The organism is Pantoea latae (assembly GCF_002077695.1).
GTDB classification, from domain to species: Bacteria; Pseudomonadota; Gammaproteobacteria; order Enterobacterales; family Enterobacteriaceae; genus Pantoea; species Pantoea latae.
On sequence record NZ_MWUE01000023.1, the window covers coordinates 55260 to 78316 of the forward strand.

Consider the following 23057-nt stretch of genomic DNA (forward strand, 5'->3'; position numbering starts at 1 on the left):
CAGGGATGACGAACAGCGACTTTGCGATCGGTTTCTGTCACCCACGCCGGCTCCAGCTTGCGAACCCTTCCCAGCGGGAAGGGTTTTTTTATGCCTGACGCGCCGCGAAACTGGTCATTGTGAGCGAGATCGCGCTAGCATTTAAGCCAAACCCTGACTTAACGAGGACGCTATGGCGATTAAACTGGTAGCAATTGATATGGACGGCACGCTGCTTAACCCGCAGCACGAGATCACCGCTGGCGTAAAATCGGCCATCGATCGCGCACATAAAAAAGGGGTCGCCGTGGTGCTGGCGACCGGTCGTCCCTATGTCGGCATCCAGCGTTACCTGATGGAGCTAGGCCTGGTCGACGAAGGCCAGTATTGCATCAGCTACAACGGCGCGCTGGTGCAGCAGGCCAAAGATGGCGAGTGCGTGGCGGAGATCACGCTGGGGTTCGACGACTACCTCTACATCGAACAGCTGTCGCGCGAACTGGGCGTGCATTTTCAGGCGTTCGACAAATCCTCGCTCTATACGCCGAACAAAGATCTCAGCGAGTACACCATCCATGAGGCGAGCCTGACCGGCATTCCGGTGCGCTATCGCGCGGTGGAAGAGATGGATCGCGCGACGCGCTTTCCCAAGCTGATGATGATCGACAAGCCCGATCTGCTGGATGCTGCCATTCAGCGCCTGCCGGCGAAAGCGCAGCAGAACTACACCATCCTCAAAAGCGCGCCCTACTATCTGGAAATTCTCGACCGCCGCGTCAACAAAGGCCAGGGCGTCAAAATGCTGGCGGAGAAGCTGGGCCTGGCGCGCGACGAAGTGATGGCGATTGGCGACCAGGAGAATGACCTGGCGATGATCGAGTACGCCGGCATGGGCGTCGCAATGGGCAACGCGATCGACTCCGTTAAGCAGATCGCCCAGTTCGTCACCAAAACCAATATGGAAGACGGCGTGGCGCACGCCATCGAAGAGCTGGTGCTCTAATCCCCCACGGACGGCGCTGCGCCGTCCGACCTCACGTTTTTCGCTTCCCGCGCAGGCCAGAAGATGTTGCCTGTCTGTTATGTGATCTGCATTGTAGTACAACTTTGTTTAAGGGTACTACAATCGGCGACACGCCTTGTTCGCTGAGGGCAACCGGTTATCGAGGCGCATCGCACAGCCTCGATACGCTGAATGCGTCGCGCTGACGCCATGCTCTGAGGATCACACCATGAATCACCCTCTTCACCTCAGCACCATTAAAAAAATGAACCTGCGCATCATGCCTTTTATCATGGTGCTCTACCTTATCGCCTATATCGACCGCGCCAATATCTCGGTCGCCGCGCTGCAAATGAACGCCGATTTGGCGATGACAGCCGAGATGTACGGCATCGCCGCCGGTATTTTCTATGTCACCTACATTATCTTCGAGGTGCCGAGCAACGTGCTGCTGACGCGCGTCGGCGCGCGCCGCTGGATCGCCCGCATCATGGTGAGCTGGGGCATTATCGCCGCCGGCATGAGCCTGGTGCAGACGCCGACGCAGCTCTACGTGATGCGCTTTTTGCTCGGCGCGGCGGAAGCGGGCTTTACGCCCGGCATCATTTTCTACCTTAGCTGCTGGTATCCGCGCAGCGATCGCGCCCGCGCGATGTCGTTGTTCTATATCGGCGCGGCGCTGGCGTCGGTGATCGGCCTGCCGCTCTCCGGCAGCCTGCTTAACCTGCACGGCATGCTGGGGGTCGAAGGCTGGCGCTGGCTGTTTCTGCTGGAGGGCATTCCGGCCTTTGTATTGGGCATCGTCACCTGGTTCTATCTGGACGATGCGCCAGCCCGCGCGCGCTGGCTGACGGCGGAACAGCGCGACTATTTGCAGCAGACGCTGGCGCGCGACGAGCAGCATGCGGCGATACGCGATCATAACTGGCGCGTGGCGCTCACAAGCCGGCGCGTCTGGACGCTCAGTTTGCTGTGGCTGCTGCAGGCGTTCGGCACCATCGGCATTACCCTGTTCCTGCCGCTGATCGTCAAGGCGGTGGCGGCGGATCGCAGCAACCTGACGGTCAGCCTGCTGTCGGCGGTGCCTTTCCTGTTCGCCTGCATCTTTATGTACCTTAACGGTCGCCATTCCGATCGCACCGGCGAACGGGCGCGCCATCTCGGCCTGCCGCTAATGGCGTCGGGTCTGCTGCTGCTGGCGGCGCTGGCGGTGCCGCAGCAGTGGATGGCCTACCTGCTGCTGGTGCTGATGGTGGGCCTTAACTGGGCGATTACGCCGGTTTTCTGGGCGGTCACCACCGAAACGGTTTCTGGCGTGGCGGGCGCGGCGTCGGTGGCGCTGATCAATGCGGTGGCTAATATCGCCGGGCTGGCGTTTCCGCCGGTGATGGGACGCATTAAAGATGCGACCAACAGCTATAACGACGGCCTGCTGATTGTGGCGGGCGCGCTTATCCTCGGCGGCGTGCTGGGGCTGATGGTCGGGCGCAGGCGGGCGATTGAAGGAGCATCCGCGGCGAAGCCTAAATCAGAGCTGCATCTTTAGCGCTTTTGGCGTAGCGTGTGGGGCAACATTTTTTTGTCAGGTTGCCCTATGCGCGAAAAACAGATCACCTTCAGCCCGCGACATCATCAGCTGACCAACAGCAACGTCTGGACCGCCGACAGCCAGTGGCTCGCTTTCGATGTCCGCCCGTCGGGCGCCTCTTTTACCAGCGACACCATTGAGCGGGTCAACGTTGAGAGCGGCGAGGTCGAGGTGCTCTATCGCGCCACCGACGGCGCGCACGTTGGCGTGGTCACCGTTAGCCCCGATCTGCCGCCGCGTTATCTCTGCATTCACGGTCCAGAACAGCCAGACGCCGACTGGCACTACGACTTCCATCATCGACGCGGCGTTATCGTCCAGAACGGCCGCGCGCAAAACCTCGACGCCTGCGATATCACGCCGCCTTTTACCCCCGGCGCGCTGCGCGGCGGCTCGCATGTGCATCTCTTCAGCCCGGACGGCTCACGCGTCAGCTTCACCTACAACGACCATGTGATGCATGAGAAAGACGTGACGGAGGATCTGCGCAACGTCGGCGTTGCGGTGCCGCTGCGCGCGGTCGCGCCGGTCAAACAGCATCCGCGTGAATATGACGGCAGCCACTTTTGTGTGCTGATCAGCCGTACCACCGCGACGCCGCAACCGGGCAGCGACGAGATTAATCGCGCTTACGAAGAGGGCTGGATCGGCACGCGCGGCTACCAGAAAGAGGACGGCAGCTGGCAGCGCTGGGCCATCGCCTTTATCGGTGACACGCTCTCCGCCGCCGGCGAGAAACAGCCGGAAGTCTTTATCGTCGACCTGCCGGAGGCGCTGGAGGATTACGCCCGTCCGGGCGACGATCCGCTGGAGGGCAGTGAAAACGGCCTGCCTGCGCCGCCGGCGGGCGTGCAGCAGCGTCGCCTGACGTTTACCACGCGTGGGCTGGCTCAGCAGCCACGCCACTGGCTGCGCAGCGCGCCGGACGGCAGCGCCATTGCGTTTCTGATGGCGGATGCGCAAGGAGTGATCCAGCTCTGGACAGTCTCGCCCAACGGCGGCGCGCCGCGTCAGGTGACGCAGCTGGCGCAGGGGGTTCAGTCGGCGTTTAGCTGGCATCCGCAGGGCGCGGCGATCGCCTTTATCAGCGACGATCGGGTCATGTGCTGCGATATCAGCAGCGGCGCGTGCCAGCCGTTAACCGAACGCGGCGAGCAGCCGCCGAGCGGCGACGCGGTGGTCTGGTCGCCGGACGGCCGTCAGATCGCCTTTATGCGCGAGGTCGACGGCTGGCGCCAGCTCTTTACTGTGCCGGCGTAGCCGTCGGATAGGGCGCTGCCTGCGCCAGATTCTCCTGCGTGTGGTTTTGCTTCTCGCTCTGAAGAATGCGCTCACGCGGGGAATCGATCGAGCGGTCGTCATCGCTGCGCGCATAGTCCCACGGCAGCAGCAGCGTATCCAGCACGGCGGAAAAAGGCAGGTCGATCAGCGCCAGCGGCTTAAGCGCCCAGCTGCTGTGATCGTCGACCAGCACCTCGGCGCTGGCGCGCGTGCCGGGGTAGTAGCCCTGATTCGGACCAGTATGTGACATCACGCTGGAGCAGCCTGAACTCATAAAGGTGCAGCAGGCCAGCGCGCTCGCCAGAGGAAAAGTCTTCAGTAATTTCATCTTCATCATCCCTTCAGCTACGGCGGTCGCCGCGCTGAGTTGGCTCGTCCGTTATCTCCCTGCTCTGCGGCAAGGTGCGTTATGCCAGACGAAAGGTCCCCTGAGTGTATGCCATTTCAGCAGAGTGGCGAAAAAAATTGCGTTTCGCCTCTTGAAAGCAAAAGGGGCATACCCATTTTATCACTACGGACGCACTCGCTGTCGCCGACAGGGGCATCGGGGCGCCGCGCGACCTGTCCATTGTGGAAGGTTGCCAAAACTTGCTGAATATCAGGAGTCATTCCATGCGTAATTTTGATCTTGCTCCACTTTATCGCTCTGCCATCGGTTTCGATCGTTTGTTTAACCTGCTGGAATCGAATCAGAACCAGAGCAATGGTGGTTATCCTCCGTACAACGTTGAGCTGGTCAGCGAAAATCACTATCGCATTACCATTGCGGTGGCGGGCTTTGCTCAGAACGAGCTGGACATCACCGCTCACGACAACGTGCTGATCGTGCGCGGCGCGCATCCTGAAGAGCAGGTCGAGCGCAAATACCTGTATCAGGGTATCGCCGAACGCAACTTCGAGCGCAAATTCCAGCTGGCCGACCATATCGTGGTGCGTGACGCCCGGCTGGAAAATGGCCTGTTGAGCATCGATCTGGAACGCATCGTCCCCGAAGAGGCGAAACCGCGCCGGATTGAAATTCTGAACTAATCAGAATCAACGAAAAGAAAACGCCGCTGATGCGGCGTTTTTTTATGGCTGCGATCGGGGGTGGGAGCGCATCGCCAGGCGCTGGCTCACCAGGCCGCCGAACACGTTGACCAGCAGGCCGAAAATAATCACCGTCGCGCCCAGCATCTGCTGCGCCGACAGCCGCTCGCCCAGCACCAGCGCGGCGCTTAAAATGCCGATCACCGGCACCAGCAGCGACAGCGGCGCCACGCGCCAGGTTTCATAGCGGCTCAACAGGTTGCCCCAGATGGCGTAGCCGACGATGGTGGCGATAAACGCGAGATAGATCAGCGCCAGCACGGTTTGCAGCGAAATATGCGTCAGGCTGAACAGGATGGCGCGCTCGCCTTCGAACAGCCATGAGCAGGCGAAAAAAGGCAGCACCGGCACCAGCGCGCTCCACACCACCAGCGACATCACCGGCACCTTGCGGTTGCGCAGGATAATCTTGTTGGTGATATTGCCCAGCCCCCACGACAGCGCCGCTGCCAGCGTCAGCATCATGGTGGTCAGGGTAATGCCCGCCGCCGACTGCCCCTCCATGCCCGCCGTCGCCAGCATAAACATCCCGAGCGTGGCGATCAGCACGCCGGCAATATGGTTCCAGCGTAATTTTTCCGCCAGCAGCAGCGCGCCGAGCAGCAGGGTGAAAAAGGCTTGCGCCTGCAGCACCAGTGACGCCAGCCCGGCCGGCATGCCGAGCTTGATGGCCAGGAACAGAAAGGCGAACTGGCCAAAGCTGATGGTCATGCCGTACACCACCAGCCAGCGCAGCGGAATAGCGGGACGGCGCACGAAAAAGATCGCCGGAAACGCCACCAGGGAAAAACGCAGGCCCGCCAGCAAAAAGGGCGGCATGCCCTGCAAGCCCAGCTTGATCACCACGAAATTGACCCCCCAGGCGACCACGACGCAGAGCGCCAGCAACATATCTTTAACTGACATACGCTTTCCTCTGCCGTCAGGCGCTGACCGTCATCGGCGTGGCGATATCAGCATAGCTGGCGTCGCCGATGATACGGCGGTAGTCGTCGGCGTTCAGGGCGATCGATTTTTCCAGCGCGCCGGCGTTGAACCACAGCGTGCCGACGTCGCGCAGGCGCGCATCGACGCGCAGCGCCAGCCGGTCATCAAAACTAAATGGCGGCACCGCGCCCATCACGCACTGCGTCAGCGACTGCGCCATCTCAGGCGCGGCGAAGCTCGACTTCTTGCCGCCGATGGCGCGCGCCGCGCTTTTGAAGTTGATTTTGCAGTCGCCCGGCACGATCGCCAGCAGAAAGCGCGAGCCGCCGCCGTCCGGCATCGCCACTTCCAGCACCATCGCCTTCGCCGCCTGGCTCAGCGCATTGCCGCGCAGCGCGCTAATGGCGTCGGTCTGGCCGATGGCCTCATGCTCGACCACGCGATAATCCGCCTGCTGCCGATCCAGCAGCGCGGTAATGTTTGCAAACGTCGTCATCCTGTTCTCCTCGTCTTGCCAGGCTGCGCCTCAGGCGTCAGCTCCACGCGATTGCGCGTTTCATTTTTTTGTCGGTCAGGCCGAAAAAGAAGCCCATGGTAATGCGGGTATCGCCTTCAACCCGGTCGATCTCGTGATAAAAGGCGGGATTAAACAAGTAGATATCGCCGCTGCGCGGCGTGAATTCGCAGGTTTCGCTCTGCGCCGTCACGCCGCTCTGATAGCCCAGCTCGCCCGGCGTTTTGAACGCTTCATCCTCTGGCTGCCACTTTTTATTGAAGATGCGCAGCCCGCCGCCCGCGTTGCACTCTTGCAGACAGACCACGCAGCTCAGCTGATGCAGGATCTGCGTGACTGCGAGGCCGCTGCCGGCGGCGTCGCGCACGATATTGTCGTTATGCAGCGGATTGGCGACGCCATCAGCGTGGAAACGCACAATCGATCCGGCGTAGCTGCCCAGCGCCGGCTCACAGGCGGTTTGCAGGCTCTCCAGCTTGAGGGCATGACGCACCCACTCGTAGATCTGCAGGCGCAGCGCGGCGAGCGACGGCGGCAGCGCCGGTTCGATATCGCGCCATTCGGTGAAATAGTTTTCCGGCGCCGCCGTGTGTTTCGCCAGGTAAGGGCCCAGCGTGGTCAGCGCGCCGTTGGGATAGTGCGACACGCGGATCTTCTCGCGGCAGCGCTGTAAATCCGCCACCACCTCCTGACGATCCTCGTCGGTGAGGAAGTTGCGCAGCACCAGCAGCGGCACGCGCGCCGTGACGATATCGTCCAGCCAGGTCGTCTCGACAAACATGCTGGGATTGATCACGCGTATCTGATTGAAAATGGCCATGATGATTACTCCCCCAAAGGAATTTCCCGTAGTTCATGGTTAGCCATACGCCGCCAGCTGGCGGCGTCGCCCAGGGTTGGAACAGGTTCAGACGAGATAAAGGTGCAGCGGTCCTGCTGCAAAGCGTGCAGCGTAAAATAGTGCGGATAAGGGGTGTCCTGCGGATGCCACTGCCAGGCCCAGGCGCGATCCCGGGTGACGAAAATCGCGTTGCCCGCGCTGCCGCCCGGCTCTACCTGCGCCAGCCTGTCGCGCAGATAGTCGCGCGTGAAGTCGGCGGGCGTAATGCGATCCACCAGATATTCCAGATACTCCGCCGAATCGAAGCGGGAGGCCGCCATGCCGAGACGCGCGTAGACCGTCGGCATAAAGCCGTTGTGCATCATGTACCAGCGCGTGCCTGCGCTGTCGCGCAGCAGCGGATGGGAAAATTCCAGCCCCTGATTTTTGCTCAGCGTGGCGTGGCGCACGTGCACCGCCAGAAAGCGTCCCTTAATGCGATCGACATCGATAGCGGGCAGCGCGTCGGCGAAGCGGCCGCTGCCGCGCAGCGTCTTGATCTCGCCATCTTCCAGCCATAAACAGCCCCAGCCGTTGGGATGCTCTTTAATCGGGCCGTCGTGGCAGGCGGTTTCTCCGCAGCTCATGGCGCGCGCCGCGTCCAGCACCTGCGCCGCGTCAAAGTCGCCCTGCGCCAGAATCATTCTGCACATAATAAATTTCCTCCTGAAACAGCGGCGGCGTTACGCACCATGCTGTTAAACACCGCCAGAATATCGTCGCGGCCGGCCGCCGTGAGGCGCAACACGCCGAGGATGCCGGCATGGCGCGTCAAATCCGCATAGAGCGACGAGCGGCGCGAAACCTGCAGGCCGGGCAGCGCCAGCGGCGGCAGCAGTGCGCCCTGATGATGCTCAGCGATCCAGTTCTCCGCCTGACGCAGCTGCGCGGGCTGGCGCAGACGCAGCTGGCCGACGGCGTGCGGCGGCGCGGAGAAGCGCAGCGCGGGCATCGCGCCGCCCGCTTCCAGCAGAAAGGCGATCTCCGCCCAGTTAATGCCGGTCGTCTCCTGCACCAGATTCACCACGCCCATCCCGGAAAGACGAAAGCCCATCTCCAGAAAATGCGGCACGCCATCCACCACGATGAAATCAATATGAAAGGCGCCGAGCCGGTAGCCGAAGGTTTCGCAGCAGAATGTCATCAGGCTGGCGAAGGCGGACGGCAACGCCTCGGCCGCAACCGCGACATGGCCCGATTCATAAAAGCTGACGCCGCCCTGCGCGTCACGCTGCTGCTCGATGACTTTCTGGCAGCAGGTCAGGGCGTAAGGACGGCCGTCGTGCACCACGCCCTGCAGCGAATACTCGTCGCCCTCCAGCCAGCTTTCGACGATAAAGCCGCTAAAGCCGCGGCCACCGTAGTTCATGGTCTCGTCCAGCCTGCGCACCACGACGCCAAGCTGCGCCGGCGACTCAACCAGCCAGATGCCGAGCCCGCCGCCGCCGTCCACCGGCTTAATCACGCAGGGATAGAGCAGCGCCTCGCGCGCATCGAGAATGCTGAGCGGCGAGGCGAAGAAGCGAAACTCCGGCTGCGGAAAGCGCGGCCAGGCCTTTTTCAGCGCCATCCGCTGGGCATACTTATCCAGCGGAATAAAGGTGCGCGGCGCATCCGGCCCCGCCAGGATTTCGCGCACCCGACCGGCGCTGGCGTTGTAGGCTTCAAAACCGGCCAGCACCACGCGCGGGTGCTCCAGCAGGCCGGCGTGCAGGTACGCCTGCAGCACCTCCCAGGGATTTTCCGGCCGGTCGAGGCGAATAATCAGATCAAACGGCAGCGTCAGGCTCAGCGTCTGGTAGTCGACAAAATCGCTCATCTCCGCCAGCACGGTAAAATAGCCGTCGCGCTTCGCCACCTCACAGTAGGGGTTCTGGCCGTCGCGCGTGGCGCCTATTTGCAGGAAAATCTTTCTCATCGCTCCGCCTTACCGGGATCAGCGCCCGGAGATCACTTCGGTGACGGTATCCTGCAGGACGCCGTTATTAACCTGAATCACCGCTTTGTGCGGATCGAAGCGCAGCACGCGCGACAGCGGATCGGCGCTTTTGCCCTCCAGCAGGGAACTCACCTGGCTGCTGCGCCAGCAGTGACGCAACTGGGCGAGATCCAGCCCGGAAAGCTGGCTAAGCTGCTGCGCCAGCGCCGCGTCGTCGCGCTCGCCGTCCAGCAGCTGGCGGATCGCCGACGCGTCCAGCGCGATGCGCTGCTGCGTTAGCCAGCTGTTCAGCTGGCTGCCCTGGGCGATAAAGGGGGAATAGATCATGCAGATCAGCTGGTTCTCGTCGAGGCCGAAGGTCTCTTCGGCGAAGCGCGCCGCACGCTGGCGCTGCTGCTCAATCGCGGCGTCGTCCTGATAGCGCGCCGCCATCTCGGCGATCAGCGGCGGCGGAAAGTCTTTCTGCGCCATCAGCCCCAGCGCGAAGCGCACATATTCGCGAATGCCTTCGGCGTAGCTGCGCTGCAGCAGCGTTTCCGCACGCAGGCCGCGAATATGCGCCATCAGCGTCGGGTTGCCGCAGTCTGATTCGGAAAAGCTGAACATCAGCGCGTCAAAGCGGAAGCGCATAAAGTCATTAAGCAGCGCCCAGTGCGCGCCGGCTTCATATGCGGTGTCCTGATAGATATTGAAGAACAGCGGATCGCGCGTCAGCTGATGCATGATGCGGCGCGCGGGCGTTACGCCCTCCGCGCCGTGGATAGCGGCTGAATAGCGTTCGGCCACGCCGTCAAGTGTCTGCAAAAAGCCGCGGAAGCCCTGATCTTTCTTCGCTGTCGGCGCGTCGAACAGGCGCGAAAGGTGGCGCGCCCAGGCGACATAGGCGGTCTGCTCCTGCGGCGAGTCACCGGTCACGATAAGATCCACGCCGCCGTCATAGTGGGCGGCGAGGCCGAACGAGTTCACCATGCTGAGATTGCAGGCGTTGCAGAAGGTGGAGCGCGCGTCGGCGCGGAAGCGGTGGCCATTCATCAGCACGTCGTCGCGATTTTGCTGGCGTACCGATTCAGGCAGAGGAAGATGACGTTCGAAAGGGCGGATCTGCTGACCGTCGACGATCAGACACTCCACCAGGGCGTCGTGGTGCATCCCCAGCGCGCGATAAACGCGGTCGATATTCTCCATCACGCTGTCATTCATCGCGGCGTGGCGGTTGGTGCTGACGCGCAGGCGAAAGGTGTCGCCGCGCTGCTGCCAGATCACCCCCTGAATGTAACGCACGTACGCCACCATATAGCTGCTGTCTTTGCCGCCGCCGTAAGCGAGCAGAATGCGGTTGCGCGACAGGCGTTCCCCGTCGGGCAGCGCAGCAAGCAGACGATAAGAGCATCGTTTAGCGGAATCGATGATTGCCGGCGTCAGGTAGCCTTCAATTTCTCTCATCATGGTGGAAAGATTATTCATTTTTCACGTTTTCCTTTGGCGGTTAAATTCGTTTAAATGCAGTGGAACCTGCGGATTCCCTGAAAAACAGGCCATGAAGCGGTGCAGCAATGAATGTCTCAGCGGGTGCGTTAGCCCGCGCGTCGGGATTAACAATAATTAAGAGATGCAGCTTAAAGTACTTTGAATGTACTCTCTTGAATACGCACAGATCAGTACGATATGGGGTGGAACAGATGCCCGGTGAAACGGACGAACAGGAGAGTCAAAGCAGCCGTTACCGCCAGATAGCCGAGCAGATCAAGCAGGCTATCCGCAGCGGTTCGCTGCTGCCCGACAGCCGGTTGCCCTCGGTGCGCACGCTGGCGACGCAGTACAGCGTTAGCCTGACGACCGCGCTGAAAACGTTACGCACGCTGGAGGATGAGCGCTTTGCGGTGGCGAAACCGAAGTCGGGTTTCTTTGTGGCGGCGCGCCTGACGGAGAAAGAGGCGCCGACGATGGCGCAGCCGCGGCTGGTGGCGCCGCTGGATGAACAGACCGAAATGCATCTGGCGATCCTCGGATCGGAGTGCCGCGTGCGTCTCGACCTGGCGAACGGCGACAGCGCGCTCTATCCGGTGAAAAAGATCGGGCTGCTGATGCGCCAGATGGGATACAGCAAGCCGGCGCTGCTGGGCAACACCGTAAAAGGCACCGGCTATCTGCCGCTCAAGCATGAGATCGCGCGCCGCGCGGTGGAGTATGGCTGCAACATCAGCGCCGACGATATCCTGATCACCAACGGCTGCATCGAGGCGGTGTCGCTGTCGCTGCGCGCCACGCTGCAGCCGGGCGACGTAGTGGCGGTGGAGTCGCCCTGCTACTTTGTGCTGCTGCAGATGCTGCACAACCTGAACCTGCGCGTGATTGAGGTCGACGCCGGGCCGGAAGGCTACGTCGACGTGGAAAAGCTCACCGCGCTGTTTCGCCGCAAAGCGGTGCAGGCGTTTCTCACCATCAGCAACGTCAACAATCCGCTCGGCAAATCGATTCCTAACGAGCAGAAGGCCTATATCGCTCGCCAGGCCGATGAGAATGATGTGGTGATCGTTGAAGATGACATTTTCGGCGATACCGCGTTCGGCGAGCGGCGCCCCTTTCCGATGCGCGCCTTCAGCCCCAACGCCATTCTGTGCAGCGGCTTTTCAAAAACCGTTGCGCCCGGCATCCGCATCGGCTGGGTGCACAGCGTCAACTACATGCGCAAAATCGCCTCGCTGAAATACACCTCGACCATGGGCACCTCGACGCTGTCGCAGGCGGCGATCGCCGAGCTGCTGCGCAGCGGCGGCTATGACGCCCATCTGCGCAAGCTGCGGCGCGAGCTGGCGAGCCAGATCAGGCAGATGCGGCAGTCGCTGCTGCGTGAATTCCCGGCGGGCACACGGGTTTCGGAGCCGGAAGGGGGCTATGTGCTGTGGGTAGAGATGCCGCCGCGGGCGCTCAACGTGCGCGCGCTGTTTCTCAAGGCGCGCAACGCCGGCATCGGCATCGCGCCGGGCCATATCTTCGCCACTGACGATCGCTACGATCGCTGTTTTCGGCTTAATGCGGGTTTTGGCTGGAACGAGGAGGTCGAGCAGGCGATCCGCCAGCTGGCGCAGTGGTGTCGGGAGTCGCTGCTGGAGGAGTGAGCGCCGGCCAGGCCGGCGCGCATGCAGGCCACCGGCTTACAGCTGCTCGGCAAACGCCTTTTCCACCTCTTGCGCCAGAATTTGCACCGCGCGCTCGATATTCTCAGCGTCCGGCACATAGTTCATGCGCATGCACTGATGGGTGTGCGGCCACGCCTGCTCCAGACCGGGGAAGAAAAAGTGGCCCGGCACCATCAATACGCCGCGCGCCTTCAGGCGCTGATAGAGCGCTTCGGTGCTGATCGGCAGATCGCGGAACCACAGCCAGAGAAAAATCGCCCCTTCCGGCTTGTGGATCAGGCAGCGATCTTCCGGCAGATAGCGGCGAAGAATCGCAATCGTTTCAGTGACTTTCGCCTGATAGAACGGCTTGATCACCTCTTCCGACAGCCGCAGCAGGTCGCCGCGCTGGATCATTTCGGCGGCGATGGCGGGACCGATGCTGCCAGGCGCCAGGCTGATAATGCCGTTCATATTGCTGATGGCGCCGATGGTCTTCTCGTCGGCGACGATAATGCCGCAGCGCGCGCCGGGCAGACCGAGTTTCGACAGGCTCATGCAGAGAATAATATTCGGGTTCCACAGCGGGCGTGCGTCGCTGAAGATAATGCCGGGGAAGGGCACGCCGTAGGCGTTGTCGATCAGCAGCGGCACGTTATGCTGCTGCGCCAGCGCGTCGAGCTGCATCAGCTCGTCGTCGGTCACCACGTTGCCGGTCGGGTTGGTGGGGCGCGAAACGCAGATCAGGCCGATATCGTCATGCATCGGCAGGTGATCGAAATCGACGTGATATTTAAACTGGCCTTCCGGCAGCAGCTCGATGTTGGGCTTGGCGGAAATGAACAGCCCTTCGTCCAGTCCGGCGTCGGCGTAGCCCAGATATTCCGGCGCCAGCGGAAAGAGCACGCGCTTTTTGCTGCCGTCGGCGCGGCGGCCGGCGAACAGATTAAACAGGTAGAAAAAGGCGCTCTGGCTGCCGTTGGTCAGGGCGATGTTGTTTGCCGTCACCGGCCAGCCCAGTTCGCTGCTGAGCAGCGTCGCCAGCGCGTTGAGCAGCGTCGCTTTGCCGCGCGGACCGTCATAGTTGCAGAGCGCTTCGCTCAGCTTGCCTTCTTCATGCATCTGCTGCAGCAGCTGCTGGAAATAATCATTCATCGCCGGGATCTGCGCCGGATTGCCGCCGCCGAGCATAATGGTGCCGGGCGTGCGCAGGCCTGCGCCCATATCTTCCATCAGACGTGAGATGCCGGTGTGCTGGGTAAACTTGTCGCCGAACTGAGAAAAAGACATATAAAAGTTAAAAACGTGTGACGAATGGGGGATCAACGATAACGCCCGCCAGCGGCGGGCGCAATGGGAAGGGCGGATTACTTGAGAATGTCGGGGTTAACGCAGTTCTTTTCCACCTTGCCATCTAGCGCGGCGATCAGGTTCTCTACCGCGTCCTGCGCCATGCCGTAGCGCGTCTCATGAGTAGCGGAACCGATATGCGGCAGCGCCACCACGTTCGGCAGCGAAAAAAGCGGCGACGCGGTCAGCGGCTCCTGTTCGAACACGTCGAGGCCCGCCGCGTGAAGGATGCCCGCTTTCAGCGCGGCGATCAGCGCCTCTTCGTCGACCACCGGACCGCGCCCGGCGTTGATCAGAATGGCGCTCGGCTTCATCAGCTTCAGCTGCGCCGCGCCGATCATATGGTGCGTCTGCTCGGTCAGCGGCAGGCTGATGCAGACGAAGTCGCTCTCTTTCAGCAGCGTCTCCAGATCGCAGCGCTGCGCGCCGAAGCGCGACTGCGCCTCTTCATGCTCGCGGCGCGCGTTATAGAGCACCTTCATGCCGAAGCCCAGATGGGCGCGCTGCGCCAGCGCCATGCCGATGCGGCCCATGCCGAGAATGCCCAGCGTTTTGTGGTGCACGTCGATGCCGAACTTGTCCGGCCCGATGCTCTTGTTCCACTGGCCCGCTTTCACCCAGGCGTCCAGCTCGGTCACGCGGCGCGCGCTGCTCAGCACCAGCGCCATCATAGTATCCGCCACCGTTTCGGTCAGCACCGTCGGGGTATGCATCAGCAGCACATGACGCTGATTGAGCGCCTCGACGTCGAAGTTGTCGTAACCCACCGACACGGTCGAGCAGGCGCGCAGCTTCGGCATCTTCGCCAGCAGCTCGCCGTCGACCTTGCCGCCGGAGCCGATTAGCCCTTCGGCCTGTGCCAGCGCGTCAGCGTGCTGCTGCTGGCTTTCCGGCGACAGGTCTTTGATCTCGGTTACGCTGAAGTGGGCGTCGAGCCGGGCGCGCAGATCGTCCGGCAGGCTTTTATACAGAATCACGGATGGTTTCATCGTTCGCTCCCTGTAAAACGTGTGACGGGCGACACACAGGTCGCCCGGAGAAGAAGAGGGTCAGCGCTTACGCTTTCAGGCGTGTTTCGCGCCGTGCAGCGGCGGCGTTTTGTTTTCGGCCGGCTTGACGATTAACGTCAGCCATACCGAAACCAGCAGCGCGGCGCCCATAAAGATATAGGAGGCCGACGGACTGCCCGTCGCTCCATTAAGATAGCCGACAATCCAGGAACCGACGAACGAACCCAGCGCGCCCATGCTGTTGATCAGCGCCATCGCGCCGCCGGAAACGTTGCGCGGCAGCATTTCCGGGATGATGGCGAAGAAGGGGCCGTAGGGCGCATACATCGCGCCGCCTGCGATCACCAGCAGCGCATAGGAGAGCCAGAAGTTGTCGGAACCCACCAGATAGGAGCCGAGGAACGCCAGCGCGCCAATCAGCAGCAGCGGCCAGACGAAGAGCTTACGGTTCTGCATTTTGTCAGACGCCCAGGAGACGACGATCATCGCGATGGTTGCCGCCAGATAAGGCACCGCCGACAGCCAGCCCGCTTCCACCATGCCCATCTGCGTGCCGTTGCGCAGAATCGACGGCAGCCACAGCACAAAACCGTACACGCCGATGCTCCAGGCAAAATATTGCATGCAGAGCAGGATCACGTTGCGGTTGCGGAACGCTTCGCTGTAGTTGCGCACCGCCTTGATGTTCTCCTGCTCTTTTTTCAGCTGCGCGGCCAGCGCGGCTTTCTCTTCGGTGCTCATCCAGCGCGACTGCTCCGGCTTATCCTGCACCATAAACCACCAGGCGACGGCCCAGATCACCGCCGGGATGCCTTCGAAGATAAACATTTCGCGCCAGCCGAAGGCGTCGATCAGATAGCCCGACACCACCGACATCCACAGCACCGTCACCGGGTTGCCGAGGATCAAAAAGGTATTGGCGCGTGAGCGCTCCGATTTGGTGAACCAGTTGCTGATGTAGATCAGCATCGCCGGCATCACCGCCGCTTCCACCACGCCAAGGGCGAAGCGGATCGCCGCCAGCATCGGGATATTGCTCACCACGCCGGTCAGCGAGGCGCAGACGCCCCACAGCACCAGGCACCAGAAAATCAGTTTTTTTACGCTGCGGCGTTCGGCGTAGACCGCGCCGGGGATCTGGAAAAAGAAGTAGCCGAGAAAAAAGAGCGCGCCCAGCAGCGAGGACATGCCTTTAGTGATGCCGAGGTCGTCGTTGATGCCCGCGGCAGAGGCGAAGCTAAAGTTTGCGCGATCCAGATACGCCAGGCTGTAGGTGATAAACACGATGGGCATGATATACCACCAGCGTTTCGGCGCGATTGTCTGCGTTTTCATGCGGTTCTCCTCTGATAGTGCGGATGCAGGCTAGAAATCGCCTAACTCGCTGCGTGTCGGCAGCCCTTCGCTGTCGCCGATCACCTGGATCGCCAGCGAACCGATTCTGTTGCCGCGCTTAATCGCCTGCGGCAGCGTTTTACCTTCCAGCAGCGCGCTGATCACGCCGACGGCAAAGCCGTCGCCCGCGCCGACCGTGTCCACCACGTTCTCGACGCGGATCGCCTCGACCTGACCCTGTTCGCCCTGCGCGGTTTTATACCAGGCGCCGTCGCAGCCGGTTTTGATCACCACCGCTTTCACCCCTTTATCGAGGTAGAAATCGGCGATCGCTTCCGGCTGGCGATAGCCGGTCAGGATATAGCCCTCTTTTTCGCCCGGTAGCACCCAGTCGGCGTAGCCCGCCAGATGGTTAAGCTGCTGGCGCATCTGCTCTTCGCTGCGCCACAGCACCGGCCGCAAATTGGGATCGAAAGAGATGGTTTTGCCACGCGCGCGCATCTCCTGCGCGCTGTGCTTCAGCAGCGCCAGCGAACTGTCGGAGAGCGCGGCCGCGACGCCGCTCAGGTGCAGATGGCGCGCGGCGCCGAAGTAGTCGCTGTTGAAATCGTCGACGGAAAGATGGCTGGCGGCGGAGCCTTTACGGAAATACTCCACCAGCGGATCGGAGCCGTCGTCGACTTTGGATTTCAGCTGAAAGCCGGTGGGATAGCGCGCATCTTGCGTCACCTGACGGTGATCGACGCCTTCACTCTCCAGCACCTGACAAATAAAGCGGCCGAAGCTGTCGTCGCCGACGCGGCTGACCCAGCCGACGTTCAGACCGAGGCGCGCCAGCCCGATGGCGACGTTAAGCTCCGCGCCCGCCGCGCGCTTGATAAAGGTTTCCGCGGCGGCGAGATCGCCGGTTTCCCGCGCCACGAACATCGCCATCGCCTCGCCGATGGTGACGACGTCGAGCGTGCCGTTAGCCAGAGTAGTCATCTTCTCTCCTTACAGAGTGCGCAGCAGCGACACGTAGTGGCGGGTGACCGCCAGCAAATCCTCGCCTTCCAGCGGGAATTCAATGCCGCGCGGCGCGTCGTTCGGCAGCTGGCGCAGCAGCTGGCGCCAGTCCGCTTTCGCCTCGTCCAGCGCCACCGCGCGATAGCTGTCGCCATGCGGCTCGGCGGCCTTGACGTGAATATAACGCACGAAGCGGCCAAGCTGCGTCGCCGCCGTCTGCGCGTTCTCCTGCGTCCAGAGCCAGTTGCCCATATCGAAGGTCATCCCCACCGGCAGGTTCGCCTGCTCCGCCGCCTGGAAAAATTGCAGCGAAGGGGCAAGTTTGCCGTTGGCGGTTTGATCGTTTTCTACCGCCAGCTCAAGCGGGTAGCGTTCGCTGAGCGCGCGCAGATCCGCGTCGTGCAACTCGCCGCTGAATCCGCCCAGCGCCAGCTTGAGGCGCTGCGCATTCAGCTGTTGAGCCTCTTTAAGGTAGTTCTCCAGCTGCGGATTTAGCACGCCGTCGTCACAAAACAGCGTGTCGGGCACCGAGTAGCTGGCGCGCAGCTGATGCTGTTCAATCGCCTGCGCCAGCGCGGGCAGGTCGGCGAGCGTCGCCGCGTCGAACAGCTCGCGGCGGATTTCGACGCCGTCGGCGCCGGCCTGCTGGATCAGCGGCAGCAGCGCCTGCTGGCCGCCCAGCGCGGCGACCTGGTGCTGTCCGTAAGCGGCGGTCACCACGATAATTTCAGCGTTCATCGTCCCTCCTGAAAGGCGCATTAAGCAAAATTCACAGGGAAAACGTTAATTGGAACCGGTTCCAAAGCAAAGAGGCAGAGGCTGAAACTATGATCGTGCTCACGAAGCGAGCACGAGAGAAGGGGAAAGAGAGAGGATCAGGGCAGAGGCTGGCTGGAGCCGCGCACCACCAGCTCGCCGGAGAAAACCTGTTCGCCAGGCTGCCCGGCGCTGCCCTCGATACGGGCGATCAGCCGCTCCAGCGCCGCGTAGCCAATTTGCCAGGTCGGCTGGCGCAGCGTGGTGATGCCGACGCCAGCCAGCGCAGCCCATTCCAGCTCGTCGAAGCCGAGCAGGCCGATATTTTCGCCCCAGCGCAGCCCGACGCGCTGCATGGCGCGCGCCACCTGCAGCGTCATCGCGCCGTTCGCCACCATCACCGCCGCGCGCTTGCCCTTGTGGCGTCGCGCGTAGTCGAGCAGCAGCTTATCCAGCGCCGCAGGCTGATGCAGCGGCACCTCGGCATTCTCATGGATAACATCCGGTCTGTCGGCGAGCCGCTGGCGAAACGCCTGCAGGCGCTCGCGGCGCGTGTTGACGCTGCCCAGCGGCTCGCTTAAGAACAGCAGCGCCTGATAGCGGTTATCCAGCAGATGCTGCGTGGCGATCGTCGCCGCTTCCGCGTTGTTTAACCCGACCACGTCACAGGCGAAATCGGGTATTTTGCGGTCGATCAGCACCATCGGCAGCAGCGACTGCTGCAGGCGGTTCAGCGCCTCTTCGCGCATGCCGACGGCGTTGACCACCACGCCCTCAACCTGATAGCTGCTCAGCAGCTGAAGATAGTGCTGCTCCAGGTCCACCTCATTGTTGGTGTTGCACATCAGCAGCGTGAAGCCGCGCTCGCGACAGGCGGCTTCGATACCGCACATCACATCCACCGAATAGGGGTTGGTGATGTCGGCGATAATTAACCCGATCAGGCGTGTGCGGCCGCGCTTCAGTCCGCGCGCCATCTGGCTGGGACGGTAGTCCAGCTCAGCGATCGCCTGTTCGATACGGGCTTTCAGATCGGCGGAAAGAAGATGCTGCTCGCCATTGAGATAGCGAGACACGCTGGTTTTACCGGTTCGCGCGCTGCGAGCGACATCGCTAATGGTGGCGCGAGGCGGTCTGTTCTTCATGTCGGGTCCTGTAGAAAGAGAAACAGGCAGAGACTAGCACAGCCGACGCGCGTCGCAAAAAAGGCGTGCCTCAGTGCGGCGCGCTATCCAGCCAGGGCTGACGCAGCAGCTGCAGCTGCTCTGGCGGCGCGCCGTTAAGCATCTGCACCAGCAGGTCGGCGAGCTGATCGCCGGTTTCACGCTCCGAAGCCTGACGAATGGCGATCACCGGCGCCTCGACGATCGCCTCGCGCGGCAGGCCCTCCCAGGCATAGAGGCGCAGCGCCTGCGGACCGGTAAGACGCTTCGCCTGCTGCGCCGCCAGCGCCGCGCCTTCCGCCAGCGCGCTGCTGTCGGTGATAATCGCCTGTAGCGAAGGATCCTGCGCCAGCCAGAGCGCGCTCTGCTGATAGCCGGCGCGGCGCGACGGCGGCACGGCGACGAGATGCGCTGGTACGACGGCGCCCATGGCGTCGAGAAAACCCTGACGGCGATCGCGCACAAAGGTGGTCTCTTCATCGCTCCCCAGCCAGGCGATGCGCGTCAGTCCCTGCTGCAGGCAGGCTTCCACCGCCAGACGCGAGCCGTGGTAATGGTCGACGTCGAGCCAGGCGTAGGGCTGCGGCAGGTCGCTGCGGCCGAGGGTGATAAAGCGGAAATTTTTTTGCTGCAGGCTCAGCAGACGCGCGTCCTGCGGCGCGGTATGCGTCACGATCAGCGCGTCCAGCACCCGGCTGCGCAGCAGCCGCGTCAGGGTGCGCGGCCCGTCGTACGGCTTGTCAGCCAGCAGCAGCAGGTCGATCTCCTGCTGCGCAAGGCGCTGATCGAGCGTCAGCAGCATCTCGCTAAAGCGGCAGTCGCTGATGGGCGAAGTGGTGACGGGAAACACCAGGCCGACCGCATTGGCGCGACCGGTTTTCAGACGGCGGGCGGCGGCGTTGGGACGATAGCCGCGGCGCTGCGCCTCTTCTTCGACGCGCTTGCGCGTCTCTTCCGCCACGTCTTCATAGCCGTTTAACGCCCGGCTAACCGTGGTGACGGACAACCCTAATACGCTGGCAATGGCCTTAAGTGACATGCTGGACGACTCGCTGAACACGTTTTTTTCACGCTAACATAAAGCCTGTTTTGGCACTACAGATTGCGTTCCGTGTAAGGAAAATTTGTCGAAACAGGCGCGTAAAAATGTCAAAAAACGCCCCTTTCAGGGCGTTTCCGATCAGTTTATCGGGCTGAGGGTGATCTCTACGCGGCGATTCTGCGCCTTGCCCGCTTCGGTGCTGTTGGTGGCGACCGGGTTATCTGGCCCCAGACCCTGGGTGCGCAGGCGATCTGCCGCGACACCCTGGGTGATCAGCGCGCTGGCGACGCTCTCCGCACGCTGCTGCGACAGACGCATATTCAGCGCGCGCGAGCCGGTGCTGTCGGTGTAGCCCACCACGTTTACCGCGGTTTTCGGATACTCTTTCAGCACCATGGCGACGCCGGTCAGGGTATTGGCGCCCGCGGCTTTCAGGCTGCTGCTGCTGGAGTCGAAGGTGACGTTATTGGGCATATTCAGCACGATATTGTCGCCCTGACGCGTCACGCTGACGCCGGTGCCGCGCATTTTTTCGCGCAGTTTCGCTTCCTGCACGTCCATGTAGTAGCCGATGCCGCCGCCCAGCGCCGCGCCGGAGGCCGCGCCAATCAGCGCACCTTTGCCGCGATCTTTCTTCGAGGAGGAGAGAACGCCGACGCCGGCGCCCATCAGCGCGCCAAGACCGGCGCCGATGCCGGATTTGCCGGCCTGTGATTCGTTGGTATAGGGGTTAACGGTGCAACCCGACAGCGCAAGGCTGCCGCTCAGTAACAGGCAAAGCGTAAATGTTTTTTTATACATGCTCATTCCCTCAATCAAACAAGACGTAACGTCTTAAAGCGGCGGAATTATGCCGCTTTAAACAGGAGAAAGGGTGAGGGAAACTCTTATTTTGTCGGCGTTGCGCCTAAAAGGTTGTCAGGATGACAAAAACAGTTGGTCTGATGATCGCAGATCAGGCCACAGGCCTGCATAAAGGAGTAGCAAATTGTCGGTCCGACGAATTTAAAACCACGCTGCTTTAAAGCCTTCGACAGCGCTATTGCCTGTTCCGAGGTGGTTGGTGCCTCTTTATAATGAGCAAAGTGGTGCACAAGCGGCTGGTTATCAACAAAACTCCACACGAAGCGCGCAAAATCCTCGCCTTTCGCCTCCATTGCCAGATAAGCGCGCGCGTTGCCGATAATGGCGGCCAGTTTGCCGCGATGGCGTATCAGGCCGCTATCCTGCATCAGACGCGCCAGCTCTTCGTCATCCATTAAACCGACCTTCTGGGGATCGAATCCGTGAAAGGCGCGACGATAGTTTTCGCGCTTTTTCAGCACGGTAATCCACGAGAGTCCCGCCTGCTGGCCTTCCAGGCAGAGCATCTCAAACAGCGCCTGGTTGTGGGTTTGCGCAATGCCCCACTCGCGATCGTGATAGGCCATATAAAGCGCATCCTGGGTAACCCAGCCGCATCGTTGCATGTTCTATATCCTTATAAAGAAAAAAATGTTGGCGAGGCTTGATCTTACGTATAGTCGGTTAATAGTTAAACAGCAGGCGTGATAAAACAGCCTATTACTTACGCCGCTTTACTCTCTTCAGCCTTGTCGGGAGTTTTCATGTCGCAGAAAAGTCAGTGTGCCCGCCAGCGCCTTACCACGCTGGCGCTGCGTAGTGCGTTGCTTTTTTGCTTTGCAGCGCCCCTGTTCGCCTGGAGCGGTACGACGCTGTCATCAGTGGATGACGGCGCGCGCGCAGCTCCCGATTACGACACCATCCTTGCGGAAAAAATTTCCCGAAATCGCCTGGTGTTCGGCGACGACGCGCAGGTTAGCCTGCTGGACGCGGCGCTGAACTCGCCGACGGCGCTTACGCTGCGCGTCGAGCCGGTGCCAACCGGCTCGCGCTACAGCGCCGGCTGGGCGATGCCGCTGGGAGGGCCGCTGACCACCGGGCCGGTGGCGCAGTACGCTCCAGCGCTGGCGCCGGCTGAGTGCGCGCAGTGCGACGTCAGCCGCGACGGCGTCGCGACGCTGGGCTGGCGCGTCGACTCGCAACTGGAGGGGATCGCGCCCTACGCGCAGCTTAGCTACAGCTATCTGCCGGGCGATAGCCTGACCGGCGCGGCGCGCGACCGGCCGCTGGATGACGCGGCAGTGCGCGAATCGGGCTGGGTCGATCTCAGCGTCGGGGCACATATTCCCTTAAATCAGTATGTGGCGGCGTTCGCGGCGTTCTCGCAAAGCGACGCGCTCAACAGCGGCGAGCAGTTTATTTACAGCCTCGGCGTGAGCGCCAGTTTTTAACTCGGGGCATAAAATGAGAAAGGGCGGGTAAGTTACGCCATATAATAAGCGCGCTAATCATAATAGTGGTAATAATATGCGCGAACAATTTTTAATCCTCGGCCGTGAATGCGCGGCTTTTTTATTTGCAACACTGTTTCTCGTCGCCATGATGTCGGCTATCTATATCGACGTTAACTGGATGAACGACGCCATGCATGAAACCTCGCTGACGGAAACGCTGCAGGAGGTGATGCTCGCCTCGGTCGCGGTGATGTTTTTCCTGTCGTCGCGTCGTCGCGCGGCCCAGCGCGGCGCGCTGATCCTGATCGGCGGCTTCTACAGCTGCATGCTGATCCGCGAGCTGGACTTCGTCTTCGACGTCGTCGAGCACGGCAGCTGGGTCTGGTTCGCGCTGGCAACCGCCGCCGCCAGCCTGGCGCTGGCGCTGCGCGCGCCGCGCGGCACGCTGGAGGGGCTGGTGGCGTTTGTCACCCACCGCAGCTGGCTGATGACCGCCAGCGGCCTGCTGATCGTGCTGGTGTTCTCTCGCCTGTTCGGCATGCACCAGCTGTGGCAGCACCTGATGCTGGACGGCTATAACCGCGTGGTAAAAAACATCGCGGAAGAGGGCACCGAGCTGCTGGGCTACAGCATCTGCTGGCTCGCCTCGGTGCTATATCTGTGGCAAACGCGTCCGGCGCGCGCCGCCGCTACCGCCGCCGAGCCGATCGCCCATTCTCTTGCCGCCGAACCTGCGTCATACTCCTCGTAAGCTCCGCCTTTTTTGGCGCGTCCGGGCGT

23 protein-coding genes are annotated in these 23057 nt (G+C 61.8%); 7 read left to right on the forward strand and 16 right to left on the reverse strand.

What is annotated here, in order from left to right; translation table 11 throughout:
• Positions 1 to 172 precede the first annotated feature (172 nt).
• The 3 genes from yidA to B2J69_RS15545 all read left to right on the forward strand — a co-directional run bounded on the left by yidA (position 173) and on the right by B2J69_RS15545 (position 3830).
• Positions 173 to 982 (forward strand): sugar-phosphatase, encoded by an 810-nt coding sequence (gene yidA / locus B2J69_RS15535; protein WP_081140554.1) that lies wholly within the window; start codon positions 173 to 175, stop codon positions 980 to 982.
• A 229-nt stretch (positions 983 to 1211) separates the two neighbouring features.
• Complete coding sequence (locus B2J69_RS15540) at positions 1212 to 2528, forward strand: MFS transporter (RefSeq protein ID WP_081140555.1); 1317 nt, start codon at positions 1212 to 1214, stop codon at positions 2526 to 2528.
• A gap of 48 nt (positions 2529 to 2576) precedes the next feature.
• Positions 2577 to 3830, forward strand: coding sequence for a DUF3748 domain-containing protein (locus B2J69_RS15545; protein WP_081140556.1), 1254 nt, complete (start codon positions 2577 to 2579; stop codon positions 3828 to 3830).
• Here B2J69_RS15545 and B2J69_RS15550 read toward each other — a convergent pair.
• Complete coding sequence (locus B2J69_RS15550; RefSeq protein WP_081140619.1) at positions 3814 to 4179, reverse strand: YceK/YidQ family lipoprotein; 366 nt, start codon at positions 4177 to 4179, stop codon at positions 3814 to 3816. The two genes, B2J69_RS15545 and B2J69_RS15550, sit on opposite strands and share 17 nt — an antisense overlap.
• 284 nt (positions 4180 to 4463) lie before the next feature.
• Here B2J69_RS15550 and ibpA point away from each other — a divergent pair, with 284 nt between their 5' ends.
• The gene (gene ibpA / locus B2J69_RS15555; RefSeq protein ID WP_081140557.1) at positions 4464 to 4880 is read left to right on the forward strand and encodes a small heat shock chaperone IbpA; all 417 of its coding nucleotides are present in this window, start codon (positions 4464 to 4466) and stop codon (positions 4878 to 4880) included.
• 42 nt (positions 4881 to 4922) lie between these two features.
• Here the strand turns inward: ibpA and B2J69_RS15560 are convergent, their stop codons facing one another.
• The 6 genes from B2J69_RS15560 to B2J69_RS15585 are packed head-to-tail and all read right to left on the reverse strand — an operon-like array spanning position 4923 to position 10664.
• A complete protein-coding gene (locus B2J69_RS15560) occupies positions 4923 to 5846 on the reverse strand; it encodes an EamA family transporter (protein WP_081140558.1) in 924 nt (307 codons plus the stop codon).
• A gap of 16 nt (positions 5847 to 5862) precedes the next feature.
• Positions 5863 to 6363: a YbaK/EbsC family protein gene (locus B2J69_RS15565; RefSeq protein ID WP_081140559.1), complete on the reverse strand. Its 501-nt coding sequence runs from the start codon at positions 6361 to 6363 to the stop codon at positions 5863 to 5865.
• 37 nt (positions 6364 to 6400) lie between these two features.
• Positions 6401 to 7201: a 2OG-Fe(II)-dependent halogenase WelO5 family protein gene (locus B2J69_RS15570; protein ID WP_081140560.1), complete on the reverse strand. Its 801-nt coding sequence runs from the start codon at positions 7199 to 7201 to the stop codon at positions 6401 to 6403.
• Between the two features lie 5 nt (positions 7202 to 7206).
• Positions 7207 to 7914 carry a class II glutamine amidotransferase gene (locus B2J69_RS15575; RefSeq protein ID WP_081140561.1) on the reverse strand — a complete coding sequence of 236 codons (708 nt, stop codon included), beginning with the start codon at positions 7912 to 7914 and terminating at the stop codon, positions 7207 to 7209.
• Complete coding sequence (locus B2J69_RS15580) at positions 7902 to 9179, reverse strand: ATP-grasp domain-containing protein (protein ID WP_081140562.1); 1278 nt, start codon at positions 9177 to 9179, stop codon at positions 7902 to 7904. The genes B2J69_RS15575 and B2J69_RS15580 overlap by 13 nt, the downstream gene beginning before the upstream one ends.
• Positions 9180 to 9197: 18 nt before the next feature.
• Positions 9198 to 10664, reverse strand: a complete 1467-nt coding sequence (locus B2J69_RS15585; protein ID WP_081140563.1) for a hypothetical protein — start codon at positions 10662 to 10664, stop codon at positions 9198 to 9200.
• A gap of 215 nt (positions 10665 to 10879) precedes the next feature.
• On the opposite strand from B2J69_RS15585, the gene B2J69_RS15590 reads away from it, so the two are divergent.
• The gene (locus B2J69_RS15590) at positions 10880 to 12319 is read left to right on the forward strand and encodes an aminotransferase-like domain-containing protein (protein WP_081140564.1); all 1440 of its coding nucleotides are present in this window, start codon (positions 10880 to 10882) and stop codon (positions 12317 to 12319) included.
• A 36-nt stretch (positions 12320 to 12355) separates the two neighbouring features.
• Here B2J69_RS15590 and B2J69_RS15595 read toward each other — a convergent pair whose 3' ends face one another.
• The 9 genes from B2J69_RS15595 to B2J69_RS15635 form a co-directional block, all read right to left on the reverse strand.
• A complete protein-coding gene (locus B2J69_RS15595) occupies positions 12356 to 13609 on the reverse strand; it encodes a valine--pyruvate transaminase (protein ID WP_081140620.1) in 1254 nt (417 codons plus the stop codon).
• Positions 13610 to 13686: 77 nt separating this feature from the next.
• The gene (ghrB, locus tag B2J69_RS15600; RefSeq protein ID WP_081140565.1) at positions 13687 to 14658 is read right to left on the reverse strand and encodes a glyoxylate/hydroxypyruvate reductase GhrB; all 972 of its coding nucleotides are present in this window, start codon (positions 14656 to 14658) and stop codon (positions 13687 to 13689) included.
• Between the two features lie 75 nt (positions 14659 to 14733).
• The gene (locus tag B2J69_RS15605) at positions 14734 to 16014 is read right to left on the reverse strand and encodes an MFS transporter (RefSeq protein ID WP_081140566.1); all 1281 of its coding nucleotides are present in this window, start codon (positions 16012 to 16014) and stop codon (positions 14734 to 14736) included.
• Positions 16015 to 16044: 30 nt separating this feature from the next.
• Positions 16045 to 16998: a sugar kinase gene (locus B2J69_RS15610; RefSeq protein ID WP_081140567.1), complete on the reverse strand. Its 954-nt coding sequence runs from the start codon at positions 16996 to 16998 to the stop codon at positions 16045 to 16047.
• Between the two features lie 9 nt (positions 16999 to 17007).
• Complete coding sequence (locus B2J69_RS15615) at positions 17008 to 17757, reverse strand: sugar phosphate isomerase/epimerase family protein (protein WP_081140568.1); 750 nt, start codon at positions 17755 to 17757, stop codon at positions 17008 to 17010.
• Between the two features lie 137 nt (positions 17758 to 17894).
• A complete protein-coding gene (locus B2J69_RS15620) occupies positions 17895 to 18920 on the reverse strand; it encodes a LacI family DNA-binding transcriptional regulator (RefSeq protein WP_081140569.1) in 1026 nt (341 codons plus the stop codon).
• Between the two features lie 70 nt (positions 18921 to 18990).
• The gene (locus B2J69_RS15625) at positions 18991 to 19977 is read right to left on the reverse strand and encodes a LacI family DNA-binding transcriptional regulator (protein ID WP_081140570.1); all 987 of its coding nucleotides are present in this window, start codon (positions 19975 to 19977) and stop codon (positions 18991 to 18993) included.
• A gap of 141 nt (positions 19978 to 20118) precedes the next feature.
• Entirely contained in the window at positions 20119 to 20781 is a 663-nt protein-coding gene (locus tag B2J69_RS15630) for an OmpA family lipoprotein (RefSeq protein ID WP_081140571.1), read from the reverse strand.
• 86 nt (positions 20782 to 20867) lie between these two features.
• On the reverse strand, positions 20868 to 21449 hold the full coding sequence (locus B2J69_RS15635; RefSeq protein ID WP_081140572.1) for a DNA-3-methyladenine glycosylase I: 582 nt from the start codon (positions 21447 to 21449) through the stop codon (positions 20868 to 20870).
• Between the two features lie 138 nt (positions 21450 to 21587).
• Here B2J69_RS15635 and B2J69_RS15640 point away from each other — a divergent pair, with 138 nt between their 5' ends.
• Entirely contained in the window at positions 21588 to 22274 is a 687-nt protein-coding gene (locus tag B2J69_RS15640) for a hypothetical protein (RefSeq protein ID WP_081140573.1), read from the forward strand.
• Between the two features lie 76 nt (positions 22275 to 22350).
• On the forward strand, positions 22351 to 23028 hold the full coding sequence (locus B2J69_RS15645) for a hypothetical protein (RefSeq protein ID WP_081140574.1): 678 nt from the start codon (positions 22351 to 22353) through the stop codon (positions 23026 to 23028).
• Positions 23029 to 23057 lie beyond the last annotated feature (29 nt).

Coding starts and splice junctions, on each gene's coding strand:
- yidA (WP_081140554.1), top strand. CDS start 173: ATGGCGATTAAACTGGTAGCAATTGATATGGACGGCACGCTGCTTAAC.
- B2J69_RS15540 (WP_081140555.1), top strand. CDS start 1,212: ATGAATCACCCTCTTCACCTCAGCACCATTAAAAAAATGAACCTGCGC.
- B2J69_RS15545 (WP_081140556.1), top strand. CDS start 2,577: ATGCGCGAAAAACAGATCACCTTCAGCCCGCGACATCATCAGCTGACC.
- B2J69_RS15550 (WP_081140619.1), bottom strand. CDS start 4,179: ATGAAATTACTGAAGACTTTTCCTCTGGCGAGCGCGCTGGCCTGCTGC.
- ibpA (WP_081140557.1), top strand. CDS start 4,464: ATGCGTAATTTTGATCTTGCTCCACTTTATCGCTCTGCCATCGGTTTC.
- B2J69_RS15560 (WP_081140558.1), bottom strand. CDS start 5,846: ATGTCAGTTAAAGATATGTTGCTGGCGCTCTGCGTCGTGGTCGCCTGG.
- B2J69_RS15565 (WP_081140559.1), bottom strand. CDS start 6,363: ATGACGACGTTTGCAAACATTACCGCGCTGCTGGATCGGCAGCAGGCG.
- B2J69_RS15570 (WP_081140560.1), bottom strand. CDS start 7,201: ATGGCCATTTTCAATCAGATACGCGTGATCAATCCCAGCATGTTTGTC.
- B2J69_RS15575 (WP_081140561.1), bottom strand. CDS start 7,914: ATGTGCAGAATGATTCTGGCGCAGGGCGACTTTGACGCGGCGCAGGTG.
- B2J69_RS15580 (WP_081140562.1), bottom strand. CDS start 9,179: ATGAGAAAGATTTTCCTGCAAATAGGCGCCACGCGCGACGGCCAGAAC.
- B2J69_RS15585 (WP_081140563.1), bottom strand. CDS start 10,664: ATGAATAATCTTTCCACCATGATGAGAGAAATTGAAGGCTACCTGACG.
- B2J69_RS15590 (WP_081140564.1), top strand. CDS start 10,880: ATGCCCGGTGAAACGGACGAACAGGAGAGTCAAAGCAGCCGTTACCGC.
- B2J69_RS15595 (WP_081140620.1), bottom strand. CDS start 13,609: ATGTCTTTTTCTCAGTTCGGCGACAAGTTTACCCAGCACACCGGCATC.
- ghrB (WP_081140565.1), bottom strand. CDS start 14,658: ATGAAACCATCCGTGATTCTGTATAAAAGCCTGCCGGACGATCTGCGC.
- B2J69_RS15605 (WP_081140566.1), bottom strand. CDS start 16,014: ATGAAAACGCAGACAATCGCGCCGAAACGCTGGTGGTATATCATGCCC.
- B2J69_RS15610 (WP_081140567.1), bottom strand. CDS start 16,998: ATGACTACTCTGGCTAACGGCACGCTCGACGTCGTCACCATCGGCGAG.
- B2J69_RS15615 (WP_081140568.1), bottom strand. CDS start 17,757: ATGAACGCTGAAATTATCGTGGTGACCGCCGCTTACGGACAGCACCAG.
- B2J69_RS15620 (WP_081140569.1), bottom strand. CDS start 18,920: ATGAAGAACAGACCGCCTCGCGCCACCATTAGCGATGTCGCTCGCAGC.
- B2J69_RS15625 (WP_081140570.1), bottom strand. CDS start 19,977: ATGTCACTTAAGGCCATTGCCAGCGTATTAGGGTTGTCCGTCACCACG.
- B2J69_RS15630 (WP_081140571.1), bottom strand. CDS start 20,781: ATGTATAAAAAAACATTTACGCTTTGCCTGTTACTGAGCGGCAGCCTT.
- B2J69_RS15635 (WP_081140572.1), bottom strand. CDS start 21,449: ATGCAACGATGCGGCTGGGTTACCCAGGATGCGCTTTATATGGCCTAT.
- B2J69_RS15640 (WP_081140573.1), top strand. CDS start 21,588: ATGTCGCAGAAAAGTCAGTGTGCCCGCCAGCGCCTTACCACGCTGGCG.
- B2J69_RS15645 (WP_081140574.1), top strand. CDS start 22,351: ATGCGCGAACAATTTTTAATCCTCGGCCGTGAATGCGCGGCTTTTTTA.